The following is a 15,318-nucleotide window of genomic DNA, read 5'->3' as shown; positions in this document are numbered from 1 at the left end:
TGGAGGCTGAACGCCCCGGTCGATCACGGTGCTGCCGGTTTATGCCTTGGGCGCATCCCGCAGTTCGCGGCGCAGGATCTTGCCGACGTTGGTTTTCGGCAGTTCCTTGCGGAACTCGATCACCCTGGGCTGCTTGTAGCCGGTCAGGTTGGCACGGCAATGGGCTTTCACGTCCTCGGCGGTCAGGGCGGGGTCCTTCTTCACGATCACGGCCTTGACGATTTCACCGGATTTTTCATCCGGCACGCCGACCGCTGCCACTTCCAGCACGCCGGGCAGGGTGGCGATCACGTCTTCGATTTCGTTCGGGTAGACGTTGAAGCCGGACACCAGAATCATGTCCTTCTTGCGGTCGACGATGTAGACAAAGCCACGCTCGTCCATGCGCGCGATGTCGCCGGTGTGCAGCCAGCCGTCGTCGTCCATCACCTTGGCGGTTTCGTCGGGCTTCTTCCAGTAGCCCTTCATCACCTGCGGGCCCTTGATGCACAACTCGCCGATCTCGCCGACCGGCAGCGCCACGCCGGCGTCGTCCTTGATGCAGGCATCGGTGGACGGAATCGGCAGGCCGATCGCGCCGTTGTAGTCTTTCAGGTCCATCGGGTTGATGCAGGCGGCCGGTGAGGTTTCGGTCAGGCCATAGGCCTCGACCAGGGTCAGCCCGGTCACTTTCTTCCAGCGTTCGGCCACCGAGCGCTGTACGGCCATGCCGCCGCCCAGGGTCATCTTGAGCGAGGAAAAATCGACCTGATCGAAGCCGGGCGTATTGAGCAGGCCGTTGAACAGTGTGTTGACGCCGGTGAAGGCGGTGAAGCGGGTCTTCTTCAGTTCCTTGACGAAGCCGGGCATGTCGCGCGGATTGCTGATCAGGTGATTGCAACCGCCGATCTTCATGAAGACCAGGCCGTTCGCCGTCAATGCGAAGATGTGGTACAGCGGCAGCGCGGTGATGACGACCTCGTTGCCTTCCTCCATCTTGCCGGTGCCGGCCAGCCACTGGTGCGCCTGCTGCATGTTGGCCACCAGGTTGCGGTGGGTCAGCATCGCGCCCTTGGCCACGCCGGTGGTGCCGCCGGTGTATTGCAGGAACGCGATGTCGTCCGCTTCGATCTGCAGGGTCGGCACCTTGTGCTTGCGGCCCAGCGCCAGCGCCTCGCGGAAGCGGATCGCGCCCTTGATGCGGTACTCCGGCACCAGTTTCTTGACGTACTTGACGACGAAGTTGACCAGCGCGCCCTTCGGAAAGCCAAGCATGTCGCCCAGGCCGGTGGTGATCACCTGCCTGACCTGCGTGTCGGCGATGACCTGCTGCACGGTGGTGCCGAAGTTGTCGATGACCACCAGCACGCTGGCACCGGAGTCGATCAGCTGGTGCTTCAACTCACGCGGTGTGTAGAGCGGATTGACGTTCACCACGGTCAGGCCGGCACGCAGGATGCCGAAGGTGGCGATCGGGTATTGCAGGCAGTTGGGCATCATCAGGGCGACGCGGTCGCCTTTCTTGAGCTGCAGCTCGCCCAGCAGATAGGCAGCAAACTGGTCGACCAGCTGATCGGCCTGCCGGTAGGTGATGGTCTTGCCGAAGCTGTGATACGCAGGACGATCGGCAAAGCGGCTGACCGAGGTCGCAAACACCTCGGCGACCGTGCGGAACTGCTCCAGATCGATCTCGGCGGCGACGCCGGCCGGATAACTTTGCAACCAAGGACGTGCCTGATTCATCTGCCCCCCTCCAGGGTGTTCTCGACGCGCCGCAGTGTGTTCCACGGCGTGACAACAACTGGCAGCATACCGTCATGAATGGAAAAGGCGAAGCGTGATGCAGGGCAGGATTCACTGGCGGCAGTGGCTGCTGGTGCTTGCGTGGACCGTGCTGCTTTGTGGATGTGCACGTCCTGCGCCAGAGCAGCGCGTTCGGCAACGCGTGGCGCAGATGCAGGCGGCAATCGAGGCACGCGATGTCGGCGAGGCGATGCAGCTCGTGGCGGCCGATTTCGTGGGTGCGCAGGGCCTGGACACGGCCGGCCTGCGTCGCATGCTGCAGCTGCAGTTGCTGGGCCACCGCAAGATCGGCCTCACCCTGGGGCCGATGGACGTGCGACTGCAAGGCACGACGGCGACCGCCAGCTTCACCGCGCTGGTCACCGGGGGCGATGGGCGCTGGGTGCCCGAGCAGGCGCACACCTACCAGGTGACGACCGGATGGCGCCTGCAGGACGGCGACTGGCAGCTCTATCACGCGCAATGGGCACCGGCCGGCCGGTGAGCCTGCTGTGCGTGTGCCGCATGACGCCCCACGTTGCCGCCACCGCCGTCGTCATCGCGCGTTGGCGCCTGCGTCGCGTCCGCTGCCTGGGCGGGCGTCAGCCAAGGGGTGCGTCGTGGGCGCCGATGCCCAGCGCTGCCTGCATGCCGATGCAGGGCCGTGCACGGGCGCCCAGGCGCGTTTGGGTATGACTGGCGACTTACAGTAAACGGGAGCAGGTGTCGCCGTGCGCGCGAATGCGCCGACGCCGGAGCGGGCCAACCCAGAGACGACATTCCCGCCAGCAGGCGGGAATGTCGGGGGCAACACGCGCTGGGAGGGGCGTTACGCCGCCTTGCGCGCAGCCAGTTGACGCAGCACGTACTGCAGCAGGCCGCCGTGCTTGAAGTACTCCACTTCCTTGGGCGTGAGCAGCAGCACCTTGACCTGGAACTGCTTGACGCTGCCGTCGGACTTTTTTGCATCCACGGTGGCACGGCGGCTGGCGCCGTCCTGCAGGCCGGTGATGTCCAGCACTTCCGAACCATCCAGGCCCAGCGTCTGCGCGTTTTCGTTTTCCAGGAACTGCAGCGGCAGCACGCCCATGCCGACCAGGTTGGAGCGATGGATGCGCTCGAAGCTCTCGGCGATCACTGCCTTGACCCCGAGCAGGTTGGTGCCCTTGGCCGCCCAGTCGCGCGAGGAGCCGGTGCCGTATTCCTTGCCCGCCAGCACCACCAGCGGCACGCCATCGGCCTTGTACTTCACCGCCGCATCGTAGATCGCCAGCTTCTCCGGCTGGCCACCATCGGCGGGGTAGTACAGCGTGTTGCCGCCTTCTTCGCCGCCAAACATCAGGTTCTTGATGCGGATGTTGGCGAAGGTGCCGCGCACCATTACATCGTCGTTGCCGCGGCGGCTGCCGTAGCTGTTGAAGTCGGCCGGTTGCACGCCGCGTTCCTGCAGGAAGCGGCCTGCCGGCGAATCCTTCTTGATGTTGCCGGCCGGGGAGATGTGGTCGGTGGTGATCGAGTCGCCGAACAGGCCCATGATGCGTGCGCCGTGCACGTCGTCCACGTTGCCCACTTGCATGGTCATGCCATCGAAGTAGGGCGGGTTCTTGATGTAGGTGGACGCGGCGTCCCACTCGTACAAGGCACCATCCGGGGAGGCAATCGTGTTCCAGCGCGTGTCGCCCTTGAACACGTCCGCGTAGTTCTGCTTGAACATCTCCGGGCCGACGGTGGCGGCGATGGTGTCGCCGATTTCCTTGTTGCTCGGCCAGATGTCGCGCAGGTACACCGGCTGCCCGTCGCTGCCGGTGCCTAGCGGCTCAGTGGTGAGATTGATATCGGTGGTGCCGGCGATCGCATAGGCCACTACCAGCGGGGGCGAAGCGAGGTAGTTCATCTTGACCTCGGGATGCACGCGGCCTTCGAAGTTGCGGTTGCCCGACAACACCGATGCCACCACCAGATCGTCCTTGGCGATCGCTGCAGACACATCTTCCGGCAGCGGGCCGGAGTTGCCGATGCAGGTGGTGCAGCCATAGCCGACCACGTAGAAGCCGAGTTTTTCCAGATCGGCGAGCACGCCGGCCTTGCTCAGATAATCGGTGACCACGCGCGAGCCTGGCCCGAGCGAGGTCTTCACCCACGGCTGTGCTTTCAGCCCCTTGGCCGCCGCGTTACGTGCGAGCAGGCCGGCGCCCAGCATCACTGCCGGATTGGAGGTGTTGGTGCAGGAGGTGATGGCGGCGATGACCACCGAACCATCGCGCAGCTGCCAGCCGGCGCCGCTGTCGCTGGCATGCTCGGCCTGCGCGGCCTTGGCGCCGACCGCGGTACCGCCGCCGCCTTCGTTCTTCAGGCGGTCTTCCTGCTTGAGATCGGTCAGCTTCTTGCTGCGTGCTTCGGCGAACGGCTTGAGACTTTCGCGAAAGTTGGACTGCATGTCTTCCAGCAGCACCCGGTCCTGCGGGCGCTTGGGGCCGGCCAGCGACGGTTTGACCTCGGCCATGTCCAACTCCAGCGTGGCGCTGTACTGGGCGGGCGGGGTGTTGGCGTCGTGCCACAGGCCTTGCGCCTTGGCATAGGCTTCCACCAGGGCAATCTGCTCCTCGCTGCGGCCGGACAGGCGCAGGTAGGTCAGCGATTCGTCGTCGACCGGGAAGATGCCGCAGGTGGCGCCGTATTCCGGTGCCATGTTGCCGATGGTGGCGCGGTCGGCCAGCGGCAGGTGCTGCAGGCCTTCGCCGTAGAACTCGACGAACTTGCCGACCACGCCGGCCTTGCGCAGCATCTGGGTGACGGTGAGTACCAGGTCGGTGGCGGTGGCGCCTTCGGGCAGCTTGCCGCTGAGCTTGAAGCCAACCACCTGCGGAATCAGCATCGACGAAGGCTGGCCCAGCATTGCGGCCTCGGCCTCGATGCCGCCTACGCCCCAGCCCAGCACGCCGATGCCATTGATCATGGTGGTGTGGCTGTCGGTGCCGAACACGGTGTCGGGATAGGCGATCCGGGTGCCGTCCTTGTCCGCGCTCATCACCACACGCGCGAGATTTTCCAGGTTCACCTGGTGGACGATGCCGGTATTGGGCGGCACCACCTTGAAGTTTTCGAAGGCCTTCTGACCCCAGCGCAGGAAGCCGTAGCGTTCCTGGTTGCGCTGGAATTCGATCTTGCCGTTGAGGTCGAGCGCGTCGGGCTTGCCGAACACGTCCACCTGCACCGAGTGGTCGATGACCAGTTCGGAGGGGATCTGCGGATTGATCTGGTCGGCGTCGCCGCCCAGCTTGACCACCGCGTCGCGCATTGCGGCCAGGTCGACCACGCAGGGCACGCCGGTGAAATCCTGCAGCACCACGCGCGCGGGCATGAAGGCGATTTCGATATCGGGTTCTGCCTTGGGGTCCCACTTGGCGACCGCTTCGATATGGTCCTTGCCGACGGTCACGCCACCGTCTTCGTGCCGGAGCAGATTCTCCAGCAGGATCTTCATCGAGTAGGGCAGGTGGCCGATGTCGAAGCGTTCGCCCAGCTTCGGCAGGCTGTAGTACTCGTAGCGTTTGCCGTGGACCTCAAGCGAGGTGCGAGTGGAAAAGGAATCGCTCATGCGTCACTCCTATGGCGTCTAAGGCTTTAGGTAGGACCATATTCTGAGCGATTCAGTGTGTACGCACGGTGTGTCCGGCGCGATCTGCAAGCTTGAGTACGACATCGTAAGTACGTATCATATGTGCATACTTTCTGGAGCATGCTCATGGAAGCCACCGTTGCCGAACGCGGACAGATCACCCTGCCCAAGGCCGTGCGCGACGCCCTGGGCCTGACCAAGGGCACCACGCTGAAGATCGAGCTCGACGGCGGGCGCATCATCCTGCGCAAGGACGTCAGCGAGGCGCTGCGCAAGGTGCGCGGCAAGTTCAAGCTGGTCGATGGCCTGACCAGCACGGACGAGGCCATGCGCGCCATTCGCGGCCGTGCCCCCGGGGACCCGTTCGACCCATGATCGCCCTGGATTCCTCGGTGCTGCTCGATATTTTGATCGGCGACCCCGTCTACGGCGAGGTGTCGGAGATCTGCATCGGCGATGCGCTAGCGCGCGACGAGGTCGTGGTCTGCGATGCGGTGGTGGCCGAAGTGCTGGCCATGCTCGACACCCAGGTCGACCTGATGGAGACCCTGGCCTCGATCGGGGTGCGTTACGAGGCCACCCAGGAGGCGGCGGCGGTGCGCGCCGGCCACATGAACAAGCGCTTCCGCGCGCGCGGCGGCAAGCGCGAGCGGGTGGTGGCGGATTTTTTGATCGGCGCCCACGCGATGCTTCAGTGCGACGGCTTGATTACCCGCGACGAGGGCTTTTTCCGCGACTACTTCAAGGGTTTGAAGATCACCGTGCCCAAACCCGTTGCCTGATCCACGTCTTCTTGATCCACGTCTGACGTTTTTACACATTCACTGCTGTCCTTTTGGAGAACCCGCATGTTGGAAGCCTACCGCCACCACGTTGCAGAGCGCGCCGCGCTCGGTATCCCGCCGCTGCCGCTGACCGCGCAGCAGACCGCCGAAGTCATCGAGCTGTTGAAGGCACCGCCGGCGGGCGAAGAGCAGTTCCTGGTCGAACTGCTCAGCCAGCGCGTGCCGGCCGGCGTCGACGACGCCGCCAAGGTCAAGGCCTCGTACCTGGCCGCCGTCGCCTTCGGCACCGAAAAAACGGCGCTGATCAGCCCCACGCGTGCCACCGAGCTGCTCGGCACCATGCTGGGCGGCTACAACATCCAGCCGCTGATCGACCTACTGGACAACGCCGAGCTGGGCGCCACGGCCGCCGAAGCGCTCAAGCACACCTTGCTGGTGTTCGACGCCTTCCACGACGTGCAGGAAAAGGCCGAGGCCGGCAACGCGCACGCCAAGGCCGTGCTGCAGAGCTGGGCCGATGCCGAGTGGTTCACCAGCAAGCCGGAAGTGCCGCAAAGCATGACCGTCACCGTGTTCAAGGTACCGGGCGAAACCAACACCGACGACCTGTCGCCGGCGCCGGATGCGACCACCCGCCCGGACATCCCGCTGCACGCATTGGCGATGCTGAAGAATGCCCGCGAAGGCGCAGCGTTCGTGCCGGAAGAAGACGGCAAGCGCGGCCCGATCCAGGCCATTGCCGGCCTCAAGGACAAGGGCCACTTGGTTGCTTATGTGGGCGACGTGGTCGGTACCGGTTCTTCGCGCAAGTCGGCGACCAACTCGGTGCTGTGGTGGACCGGCGAAGACATTCCGTACATCCCGAACAAGCGCTTCGGCGGCGTGTGCCTGGGTAGCAAGATCGCGCCGATCTTCTACAACACCATGGAAGACGCCGGCGCTCTGCCGATCGAGCTGGACGTGTCGCAGATGGAACATGGCGATGTGGTCGAGCTGCGTCCCTACGACGGCAAGGCACTGAAGAACGGGCAGGTGATCGCCGAGTTCGCGATGAAGTCGGACGTGCTGTTCGACGAAGTGCGCGCCGGTGGCCGCATCCCGCTGATCGTCGGCCGTGGCCTCACCGCCAAGGCGCGCGAATTCCTCGGCCTGCCGGCGTCGGACCTGTTCCGCCTGCCGATGGACCCGCCGGACACCGGCAAGGGTTTCTCGCTGGCGCAGAAGATGGTCGGCCGCGCCTGTGGCCTGCCGGAAGGCCAGGGCATGCGCCCGGGCACCTATTGCGAACCGAAGATGACCTCGGTGGGCTCGCAGGACACCACCGGCCCGATGACCCGCGATGAGCTGAAGGACCTGGCCTGCCTGGGCTTCTCGGCCGACCTGGTGATGCAGTCGTTCTGCCACACCGCGGCCTACCCGAAGCCGGTGGACGTCAAGACCCACCACACCCTGCCGGAATTCATCTCCACCCGTGGCGGCGTGTCGCTGCGTCCGGGCGACGGCGTGATCCACAGCTGGCTCAACCGCATGCTGCTGCCCGACACCGTGGGCACCGGCGGCGACTCGCACACGCGTTTCCCGATCGGCATCTCGTTCCCGGCCGGCTCCGGCCTGGTGGCCTTCGCCGCGGCCACCGGCGTGATGCCGCTGGACATGCCCGAGAGCGTGCTGGTGCGCTTCAAGGGCGAAATGCAGCCGGGCGTGACCTTGCGTGACCTGGTCAACGCGATCCCGCTGTACGCGATCAAGGATGGCCTGTTGACCGTGGCCAAGCAGGGCAAGAAGAACATCTTTTCCGGCCGCATCCTGGAAATCGAAGGCTTGCCGAACCTGAAGGTGGAGCAGGCGTTCGAGTTGTCCGACGCCTCGGCCGAACGCTCCGCCGCCGGCTGCACCGTGCACCTGGACAAGGCGCCGATCATCGAATACCTGACCAGCAACATCACCCTGTTGCGCTGGATGATTGCCGAAGGTTATGCCGATGCGCGCACCCTGGGCCGCCGTATCAAGAAGATGGAAGAGTGGCTGGCCGATCCGCAGCTGCTGCAGCCCGATGCCGACGCCGAATACGCGGCGGTCATCGAGATCGATCTGGCTGACATCGTTGAACCGATCGTGGCCTGCCCGAACGACCCGGACGACGTCAAGACGCTGTCCGACGTGGCCGGCGCGGCGATCGACGAGGTATTCATCGGCTCGTGCATGACCAACATCGGTCACTTCCGTGCCGCCGCCAAGTTGCTGGAAGGCAAGCGCGATATCCCGACCCGGTTGTGGGTGGCACCGCCGACCAAGATGGACGCCTCCGAGCTCACCAAGGAAGGCCATTACGGCACCTTCGGCGCGGCCGGCGCACGCATGGAAATGCCCGGCTGCTCACTGTGCATGGGCAACCAGGCGCAGGCACGCGAAGGCGCCACGGTGTTCTCCACCTCCACGCGTAACTTCCCCAACCGCCTGGGCCGCAACACCAATGTGTACCTGGGTTCGGCGGAGCTGGCGGCGATCTGCTCGCGTCTTGGCCGGATTCCGACCAAGGAGGAGTACATGGCCGACGTGGGCGTGATCAAGACCAGTGGCGAGCAGATCTACCGCTACATGAACTTCGATCAGATCCAGGAGTATCAGGGCGTGGCCGAGACGGTCGCTGCCTGACCTGGCGAGCGAGACCAAGACTGGACGAAATGCCCGGCACTGCCGGGCATTTCGCTTTTTGCGCGTTGGCTTCGCGTTGCATCCACGATGACAGGCGATAAGGCAACCAGCAGCTGACTGAAGTGGCGCATTGCAACAAAAATCTGAAGTCGGGGGAGCTAGTGTCCGGCACTTCCCCCACTTACCTTCGATGCCATGCCCACTTGCACGATCGCTGGTCAACCATTGCACTACGCACAATACGGCCAGGGCTTTCCGGTCCTGCTCGGCCACAGCTACCTCTGGGATGCGGCCATGTGGGAGCCGCAGATCCAGGTCCTGTCGCAGCACTACCAGGTCATCGTTCCGGAGCTCTGGGGCCACGGACAATCGGGCGGATTGCCCGACCAGACCCGGGGCATCGACGACCTGGCGCGGCAGATGCTTGGCCTGCTGGATGCGCTGCAGCTGCCGCAGTGCGCAGTGGTGGGCTTGTCGGTTGGCGGCATGTGGGGCGCTGAGCTGGCGTTGCTGGCGCCGGAGCGTGTCCGCAGCCTGGTGTTGATGGACACCTTCCTCGGTGCCGAGCCGCAGGCCACGCGGACGCGTTACTTCGGCATGCTCGATGCGATCGAGGCGGCGGGGCAGGTGACGCCTGCGCTGATCGAGGCGATCGTGCCGATCTTCTTCCGTCCGGGGATCGATCTGACCTCGGCGTTGCCGGCTGCGTTTGCGCAGCGCCTGGCACAGCTTTCGGTCGAGCAGTTGCGTGCTTCGATCGTGCCGCTCGGGCGGCTGATCTTCGGGCGGGCCGATCGCCTGGACGCGCTGTCTGCACTGGATCCGGCGCGCACTTTCTTGCTCGGCGGCGATGCCGACGTGGCACGCCCGCCGGAAGAGGTGTGGATGATGGCCGAGGCGATCTGTTGCGATTACGAACTGGTGCCCGATGCCGGGCATATCGCCTCGCTGGAAAACCCGGCGTTCGTCAATGCGCAGTTGCTGGGGTGGTTGAAGCGTACGTTGCACTGAGCGTGGACGTTGCGGTGATGCCTGCGTCATTGAGTGAGTGCGGGATGCAGCCCGTACCCTCACCCCAACCCCCGCTCCGCGCCCCGGCCCGCGCTTGCGGCGCGGGCGCTCCAAGGCACGCGCGCCAGTGACGTGCAAGCCGTGCCTTCTCGCCCCGATGGGAGAGGGGCTAACGCCCTTCTCCCATTGGGACATTGTCCTCCTTCATGGGGAGAAGGTAGCGCGCAGCGCCGGATGAGCGGACGGGCGACTCGGGTACCGCGAGCCGCCGGGGCAGCAACCCGCTAAGGCTGCGCGCGCAGCCAGGCTTCCAGTGCCGCAGCCGGCAACGGGCGCGAGAACAGATAGCCTTGCAGCACCTCGCAACCCAGGTCGGCGAGAAACAGGCGCTGAGCCTCGTTTTCGACGCCTTCGGCCACCACGTGCTTGCGCAGATGCTCGCCGATGCGCAGGACCGAGGTGGTGAGTGCGCGCGCGTCTTCGCTGTGTTCGATGTCGCGTACGAAGCTCATGTCCAGCTTGAGTTCGTCGATCGGCAGGCGATGCAGGTGGCTGAGGCTGGAGTAGCCGGTGCCGAAGTCGTCCAGCGACAGCGAGATGCCGGCTTCGCGGATCGCGTGCAGGTTGTCCAGCACGCCGGACTGTCCGGAGAGCATCACGCTCTCGGTCAGCTCCAGGGTCAGGTCGGACGGTTGCACGCCGGTGTCGGCCATCAGCCGGAGCAGGTCGGGCAGCATGCGCGGGCTTTCGAAGCCGCTGGCCGACAGATTGACCGACACGCGCGCCACCGGCACGCCGCGTTGGCGCCAGTCGGCCACCTGTTCGCAGGCGTGGCGCAGCACCCAGTCGTTGAGCTGCGGCATCATGCCTTGCTCTTCGGCCACCGGCAGGAACCGCGCCGGCGAGATCGCGCCCAACTGCGGGTGGTTCCAGCGCAGCAGCGCTTCCACGCCATACAGTGCGTGCGGTGCGGCGCTATGCATCTGCGGCTGGTAATGCAGCTGCAGCTGACCGCGACCGATGGCCTGACGTAGCTCCGCTTCCAGCGCAACGCGCTCCTGCGCCATGCGGTTCATGTCGGAACTGAAGAAACGAAAGCGTCCGCCGCCTTCCTTCTTGGCGCGATTCATCGCCAGATCCGCGTGCCGCAGCAGGATGTTGATGTCGCGGCCGTCCTCGGGAAACATCGCCACCCCGATGCTCGCCGACGGATGCACGGTCATGTGGCCGACCGATAGCGGGCCGGCGATGGTGCCCAACACGCGTTCGGCCGCGGCACTGGCCTGTTCGGCACTGCATTGCGGCAGGGCCAACGCAAATTCATCGCCGGCCAGACGCGCCAGCATGGCGGTGGCCGCCAGCTGGTCGGCGATGCGCAGCGCGATATCGCGCAGCAGGCCATCGCCGGCCGCATGGCCCTGGCTGTCGTTGATCAGTTTGAAGCGGTCGATGTTGATGAACATCAAGGTGGCCGGCTCGCCGGCATATTCGGCCTGGGTCAGCGCCTGCTCGGCCCGTGCGCTGAACATGATGCGGTTGGGCAGGCCGGTCAGCGCGTCATAGAACGCGAGTTGATGCACGCGCTGGCGGATCTGCTCGCGCTCCAGTGCCAGGGTGCACAGTTGCTGACACAGCTCGGTGAGCCGCACATGCCAGGCGTCGGCGCGTTGCGGCTTGCGGTAGTACAGCGCAAAGGTGCCCAGCACGCGCGCGCTGTTGGAGCGGATCGGCGTGCTCCAGCAGGCACGCAGGCCCATCGGGAGCAGTGTCTGCCGATACGGCGCAAACAGCGGGTCGGTGGCGATGTCTTCCACCATCACCGCGCGGCCACGCCAGGCGGCGGTGCCGCAGGCACCGGCAGTCGGCGCGATCTTCAGGCCGTTGACCGCATCGGCGTATTCGGGGGGCAGGCTGGGCGCGGCCAGCGAATGCAGGCAGCCCTGATTGTCGGCGCTCATCACGGTCGCAATCACATCCGGTGCGATGCGTTCGACTTCGGTGCAGATCAACGTCATCACTTCGATCAGCGGGCGCTCCTGCACCAGCGCTTCGAGCACGCGATGCTGCAGCACCTCGTGCATCTTGGTTTCGGTGATGTCGGTCAGCACCGCGACATAATGCGAGGGGTTGTGCCGGGCGTCGTAGATCGGATTGAAGTTGAGCGAAATCCACAGCGGGGTGCCGTCCTTGCGGTACACCAGCAGGTCGGCACGGGTGTGCTGCAGGGCGTCGGCGCGGTCGCGGATGCGTGCAACTTCGCTCTGGTCGCTTTGCGCACGGGTCAGCACATCCGACGGACGCTGGCCGACCAGTTCGGCTTCGGTGTAGCCGAACATGCGCTGGAAGCCGTCGTTGGCATACAGCAGGCGTGATTGCAGATCGCAAATCAGGATGGCGCTGCTGCTGCCGTCCAGCGCCTCGGCCAACAGGCGTGAGCGGCGGGCGTCCGGATGCTCACCCGGCATGGCCATGCCGGCGGTAACCGGGCCGTGCGTGATGGCGCCTGACGTCAGCGTACCAGTGGCAGCGCCATCGCCGACTGGGTTGAGCGGCAGCGTTTCCACGGCGAACGCGGGTAGCGTTGCCCACGCATCCTCCACTGTCGGCAAGACAGTGGCCGGTTCGCCGAAACGCGGCAGATCGGTCGGGCGAGGAGGCAGGGGGCACATGGGCGATCAGCGCGCCTGCGCCGACAGTGCGATGAGCCGTTCGGCCACGCGGTCCAGCGGCACCACTTCCTGCGCGGCGCCCAGCTTGTAGGCGGCGCCCGGCATGCCCCAGACCACGCTGCTGGCTTCGTCCTGTACCAGGGTAGGTGCGCCGGCCTGCAGCATTTCCAGCAGGCCGCGCGCGCCGTCGTCGCCCATACCGGTGAGGATGGCGCCCACCGCATTGGGGCCGGCATTGGCAGCGACCGAGCGGAACAGCACATCCACCGCCGGCTTGTGCCGGTTGACCGGCGGGCCGTCGTCGATGCGGCAGCGCCAGCGCGCACCGTCGCGGATGATGCGCAGGTGCTGGCCGCCCGGCGGCAGATAGGCGTGGCCGGGCAGGATGGCTTCGCCATCGCTGGCCTCGCGCACCGACATCGCCGAGTGGCGGTTGAGGCGCTCGGCGAATGCGGTGCTGAAGCTGGCCGGCAGGTGCTGGGTCATCACTACCGCGGGCGCGTCGGCGGGCATGTGTTCGAGCACCACGCGCAGTGCCTCGGTGCCACCGGCGGAGGCGCCGATGGCAATCAGGCGGTCGGTGGTGCGGAAGCGCAGTGCGCTGCCCGGCACCGGCGCCGACTGCATGTCCAAGGTGACCTTGGGGGTGCTGGGGCGATTGAGCGCGTTGACCTTGGCCTTGGCGGCCATCTTGACCTTGCTGACGATCTCCTCGGCATAGCCTTCCAGCCCGCGCGCGACGTCGATTTTGGGCTTGGACACGAAGTCCACCGCGCCCAGCGACAGGGCCTGCAAGGTGGTATCGGCGCCGCGCTCGGTCAGCGACGAAATCATCACCACCGGCGTCGGCCGCAGGCGCATCAGGTTTTCCAGGAACACCAGGCCGTCCATGCGCGGCATTTCCACATCCAGCGTGAGCACGTCCGGATTGAGGCGTTTGATCTTTTCGCGCGCCAGCAGCGGGTCGGCGGCTGAGCCGACCACTTCGATGCCCGGGTCGCGCGAGAGGATTTCGGTGAGCATCTGACGTACCACCGCCGAATCGTCGACGATGAGGACACGTACGGGAGTTTCCAGCGTCATTCGAACAGCTCCACTCCACCGGTGACCGGTGCTTTGGACAGACGGGCACGCACGGCCGATTCGGCGGCGGCGACTTCGGCTTCGTGCGCGTGCGGCAGGCGCTGCACGACCACCCGGCCGGTCGTCGGGAAGAACCACACCTTGCGCGGATGGATGCCGCACAGATCTTCGGCGATGATGGGAATGTGTTCGGCCTGCAGGTACTGGCGGACGAACTCGGCGTTGCGGGTGCCGACCGGGTTGCTGGTGAAGCCCTTGAGCACGTTGGCGCCGCCGAAGACCTTGGCTTCGATGCGTTTGCGATGCGCGCCGCGCTTGAGCATGTCGTTGATCAGCAACTCCATCGCATAACTGCCGTAGCGCGCGGGTGCGCCATCGCCGACCTGACCTTCGGGCAGCAGGAAGTGATTCATGCCGCCGATCTTGAGCACCGGGTCGCGCAAGCAGGCTGCAACGCACGATCCCAAGGTGGTCGTCAACGCGGTGTCGTCGTCCACCACCAGGTATTGGGTGGGCAGCAGCTTGGCGGTGATGGTCTGGAAGCGCGAATCGCGGTACCGCATCACGTCATCGACTTGCACGGCTGTGCTCATGCAGAGGCTCCTGCGCGCGGGGCGCGCCGATACAGCGTGCGGCCGCACGGCTGGATCAGATCGGCCGCGTGCAGGTAGTTCTCCGAGTGCCCGGTGTAGAGCAGGCCGTCGTCGCCCATGTGGCTGACCAGACGCGACAGGATGCCGCGCTGGGTGGGCTTGTCGAAATAGATCATCACGTTGCGGCAGAACAGCGCCGCGTACGGGCCGCCCACGTCGTAACGCGGGGCCAGCAGGTTCAGCTGGCGGTATTCGATGAGCTGGCGCAGCGCCGGAATCACCCGGCACTTGCCCTCGTTGGGTCCGCTGCCGCGCTGGAAGTACTTGCGCTTGATCGAAGCATCCAGCGAGGCGACGCGGTCGATGGCGTAGACGCCGCGCGAGGCGGTCTCCAGCACCTGGGTATCGACGTCGGTGGCGACGATGCTCACCGGCGGGGTCAGTGTGCCGAAGGCTTCGCAGGCGGTGATGGCGATGGAGTAGGGCTCCTCGCCGGTAGATGCGGCGCACGACCAGATCTTCAATGGCGCCTGCGAGGCGCGCTTCTGCAGTTCTTCGCGCAGCTTGTCGAAGTGGTGCGGCTCGCGGAAGAACGAGGTCAGGTTGGTGGTCAGTGCGTTGGTGAACGCCTGCCATTCTTCCTCGTCGTTGCCGGCTTCCAGCTGGTCGAGATAATCGCGGAACGAGCGCAGGCCAAGCACACGCAGGCGGCGCGACACGCGGCCATACACCATGTCGCGCTTGGCCGGGGCCAGGGCGATGCCGACACGCTGATAGATCAGGTCGCAGACGCGCTTGAAATCGCGGTCGCCGAAATCGAATTCGCGTGTGTCTGAAGCAGGAGTCGTAGTCGTCATATCCATACGCGTCGTTAGCTATCACTGGATATCGGCCACGGAGCCGCGCAACTGAAGCGCCAATGCGTGGATTGCGCGAGGTTGTGTTCGGTCGGCAGTGTGATTGAGCCGGGCTGCGCGTTTGCCGGGCGCTGCGCGCTGACGCCGCACGCCGTGACATCCCCGGCAGCGTGCGCGCGCAGGGGTCAACCTAGATCCACGCTCCAGCAGTGGCTCCAAATGCACAACGCCCCGGCAGGGCCGGGGCGTTGTGGGTGACAGCGGTGGATCAGAACTCTTGCCAAT

11 protein-coding genes are annotated in these 15,318 nt (G+C 65.6%); 5 read left to right on the top strand and 6 right to left on the bottom strand.

Annotated elements, in window-relative coordinates; translation table 11 throughout:
• Positions 1-39: 39 nt before the first annotated feature.
• Positions 40-1,722, bottom strand: a complete 1,683-nt coding sequence (rpfB, locus tag OZ10_RS08575) for a fatty acyl-CoA ligase RpfB (RefSeq protein WP_039408135.1) — start codon at positions 1,720-1,722, stop codon at positions 40-42.
• A 97-nt stretch (positions 1,723-1,819) separates the two neighbouring features.
• On the opposite strand from rpfB, the gene OZ10_RS08570 reads away from it, so the two are divergent.
• Positions 1,820-2,266: a nuclear transport factor 2 family protein gene (locus OZ10_RS08570; RefSeq protein WP_052209996.1), complete on the top strand. Its 447-nt coding sequence runs from the start codon at positions 1,820-1,822 to the stop codon at positions 2,264-2,266.
• A gap of 324 nt (positions 2,267-2,590) precedes the next feature.
• Here the strand turns inward: OZ10_RS08570 and acnA are convergent, their stop codons facing one another.
• Positions 2,591-5,359 carry an aconitate hydratase AcnA gene (gene acnA, locus OZ10_RS08565; protein WP_039408137.1) on the bottom strand — a complete coding sequence of 923 codons (2,769 nt, stop codon included), beginning with the start codon at positions 5,357-5,359 and terminating at the stop codon, positions 2,591-2,593.
• Between the two features lie 147 nt (positions 5,360-5,506).
• On the opposite strand from acnA, the gene OZ10_RS08560 reads away from it, so the two are divergent.
• The 4 genes from OZ10_RS08560 (at position 5,507) to OZ10_RS08545 (ending at position 9,831) form a co-directional block, all read left to right on the top strand.
• The gene (locus tag OZ10_RS08560; protein ID WP_016903180.1) at positions 5,507-5,755 is read left to right on the top strand and encodes an AbrB/MazE/SpoVT family DNA-binding domain-containing protein; all 249 of its coding nucleotides are present in this window, start codon (positions 5,507-5,509) and stop codon (positions 5,753-5,755) included.
• Positions 5,752-6,162 carry a type II toxin-antitoxin system VapC family toxin gene (locus OZ10_RS08555; RefSeq protein ID WP_011259444.1) on the top strand — a complete coding sequence of 137 codons (411 nt, stop codon included), beginning with the start codon at positions 5,752-5,754 and terminating at the stop codon, positions 6,160-6,162. The genes OZ10_RS08560 and OZ10_RS08555 overlap by 4 nt, the downstream gene beginning before the upstream one ends.
• Before the next feature lie 66 nt (positions 6,163-6,228).
• Positions 6,229-8,820: a bifunctional aconitate hydratase 2/2-methylisocitrate dehydratase gene (gene acnB, locus OZ10_RS08550; protein WP_039564520.1), complete on the top strand. Its 2,592-nt coding sequence runs from the start codon at positions 6,229-6,231 to the stop codon at positions 8,818-8,820.
• Positions 8,821-9,015: 195 nt separating this feature from the next.
• Positions 9,016-9,831, top strand: a complete 816-nt coding sequence (locus OZ10_RS08545; RefSeq protein WP_039564519.1) for an alpha/beta fold hydrolase — start codon at positions 9,016-9,018, stop codon at positions 9,829-9,831.
• 284 nt (positions 9,832-10,115) lie between these two features.
• Here OZ10_RS08545 and OZ10_RS08540 read toward each other — a convergent pair whose 3' ends face one another.
• The 4 genes from OZ10_RS08540 to OZ10_RS08525 are packed head-to-tail and all read right to left on the bottom strand — an operon-like array spanning position 10,116 to position 15,039.
• Positions 10,116-12,500 (bottom strand): EAL domain-containing protein, encoded by a 2,385-nt coding sequence (locus tag OZ10_RS08540; protein ID WP_228891019.1) that lies wholly within the window; start codon positions 12,498-12,500, stop codon positions 10,116-10,118.
• Between the two features lie 6 nt (positions 12,501-12,506).
• The gene (locus OZ10_RS08535; protein WP_039564518.1) at positions 12,507-13,583 is read right to left on the bottom strand and encodes a protein-glutamate methylesterase/protein-glutamine glutaminase; all 1,077 of its coding nucleotides are present in this window, start codon (positions 13,581-13,583) and stop codon (positions 12,507-12,509) included.
• A complete protein-coding gene (gene cheD, locus OZ10_RS08530) occupies positions 13,580-14,176 on the bottom strand; it encodes a chemoreceptor glutamine deamidase CheD (RefSeq protein ID WP_024937701.1) in 597 nt (198 codons plus the stop codon). The genes OZ10_RS08535 and cheD overlap by 4 nt, the downstream gene beginning before the upstream one ends.
• Entirely contained in the window at positions 14,173-15,039 is an 867-nt protein-coding gene (locus OZ10_RS08525; RefSeq protein ID WP_039564517.1) for a CheR family methyltransferase, read from the bottom strand. Before OZ10_RS08525 ends, cheD begins: the two co-directional genes overlap by 4 nt.
• Positions 15,040-15,318: the final 279 nt, after the last annotated feature.

It is taken from the genome of Xanthomonas cannabis pv. cannabis, from assembly GCF_000802365.1.
Lineage (GTDB): Bacteria > Pseudomonadota > Gammaproteobacteria > Xanthomonadales > Xanthomonadaceae > Xanthomonas > Xanthomonas cannabis.
Note: the sequence above shows the minus strand (reverse complement) of the source record. Positions and strands in the feature narration are given on the sequence as shown.

Coding starts and splice junctions, on each gene's coding strand:
- rpfB (WP_039408135.1), bottom strand. CDS start 1,722: ATGAATCAGGCACGTCCTTGGTTGCAAAGTTATCCGGCCGGCGTCGCC.
- OZ10_RS08570 (WP_052209996.1), top strand. CDS start 1,820: ATGCAGGGCAGGATTCACTGGCGGCAGTGGCTGCTGGTGCTTGCGTGG.
- acnA (WP_039408137.1), bottom strand. CDS start 5,359: ATGAGCGATTCCTTTTCCACTCGCACCTCGCTTGAGGTCCACGGCAAA.
- OZ10_RS08560 (WP_016903180.1), top strand. CDS start 5,507: ATGGAAGCCACCGTTGCCGAACGCGGACAGATCACCCTGCCCAAGGCC.
- OZ10_RS08555 (WP_011259444.1), top strand. CDS start 5,752: ATGATCGCCCTGGATTCCTCGGTGCTGCTCGATATTTTGATCGGCGAC.
- acnB (WP_039564520.1), top strand. CDS start 6,229: ATGTTGGAAGCCTACCGCCACCACGTTGCAGAGCGCGCCGCGCTCGGT.
- OZ10_RS08545 (WP_039564519.1), top strand. CDS start 9,016: ATGCCCACTTGCACGATCGCTGGTCAACCATTGCACTACGCACAATAC.
- OZ10_RS08540 (WP_228891019.1), bottom strand. CDS start 12,500: ATGTGCCCCCTGCCTCCTCGCCCGACCGATCTGCCGCGTTTCGGCGAA.
- OZ10_RS08535 (WP_039564518.1), bottom strand. CDS start 13,583: ATGACGCTGGAAACTCCCGTACGTGTCCTCATCGTCGACGATTCGGCG.
- cheD (WP_024937701.1), bottom strand. CDS start 14,176: ATGAGCACAGCCGTGCAAGTCGATGACGTGATGCGGTACCGCGATTCG.
- OZ10_RS08525 (WP_039564517.1), bottom strand. CDS start 15,039: ATGGATATGACGACTACGACTCCTGCTTCAGACACACGCGAATTCGAT.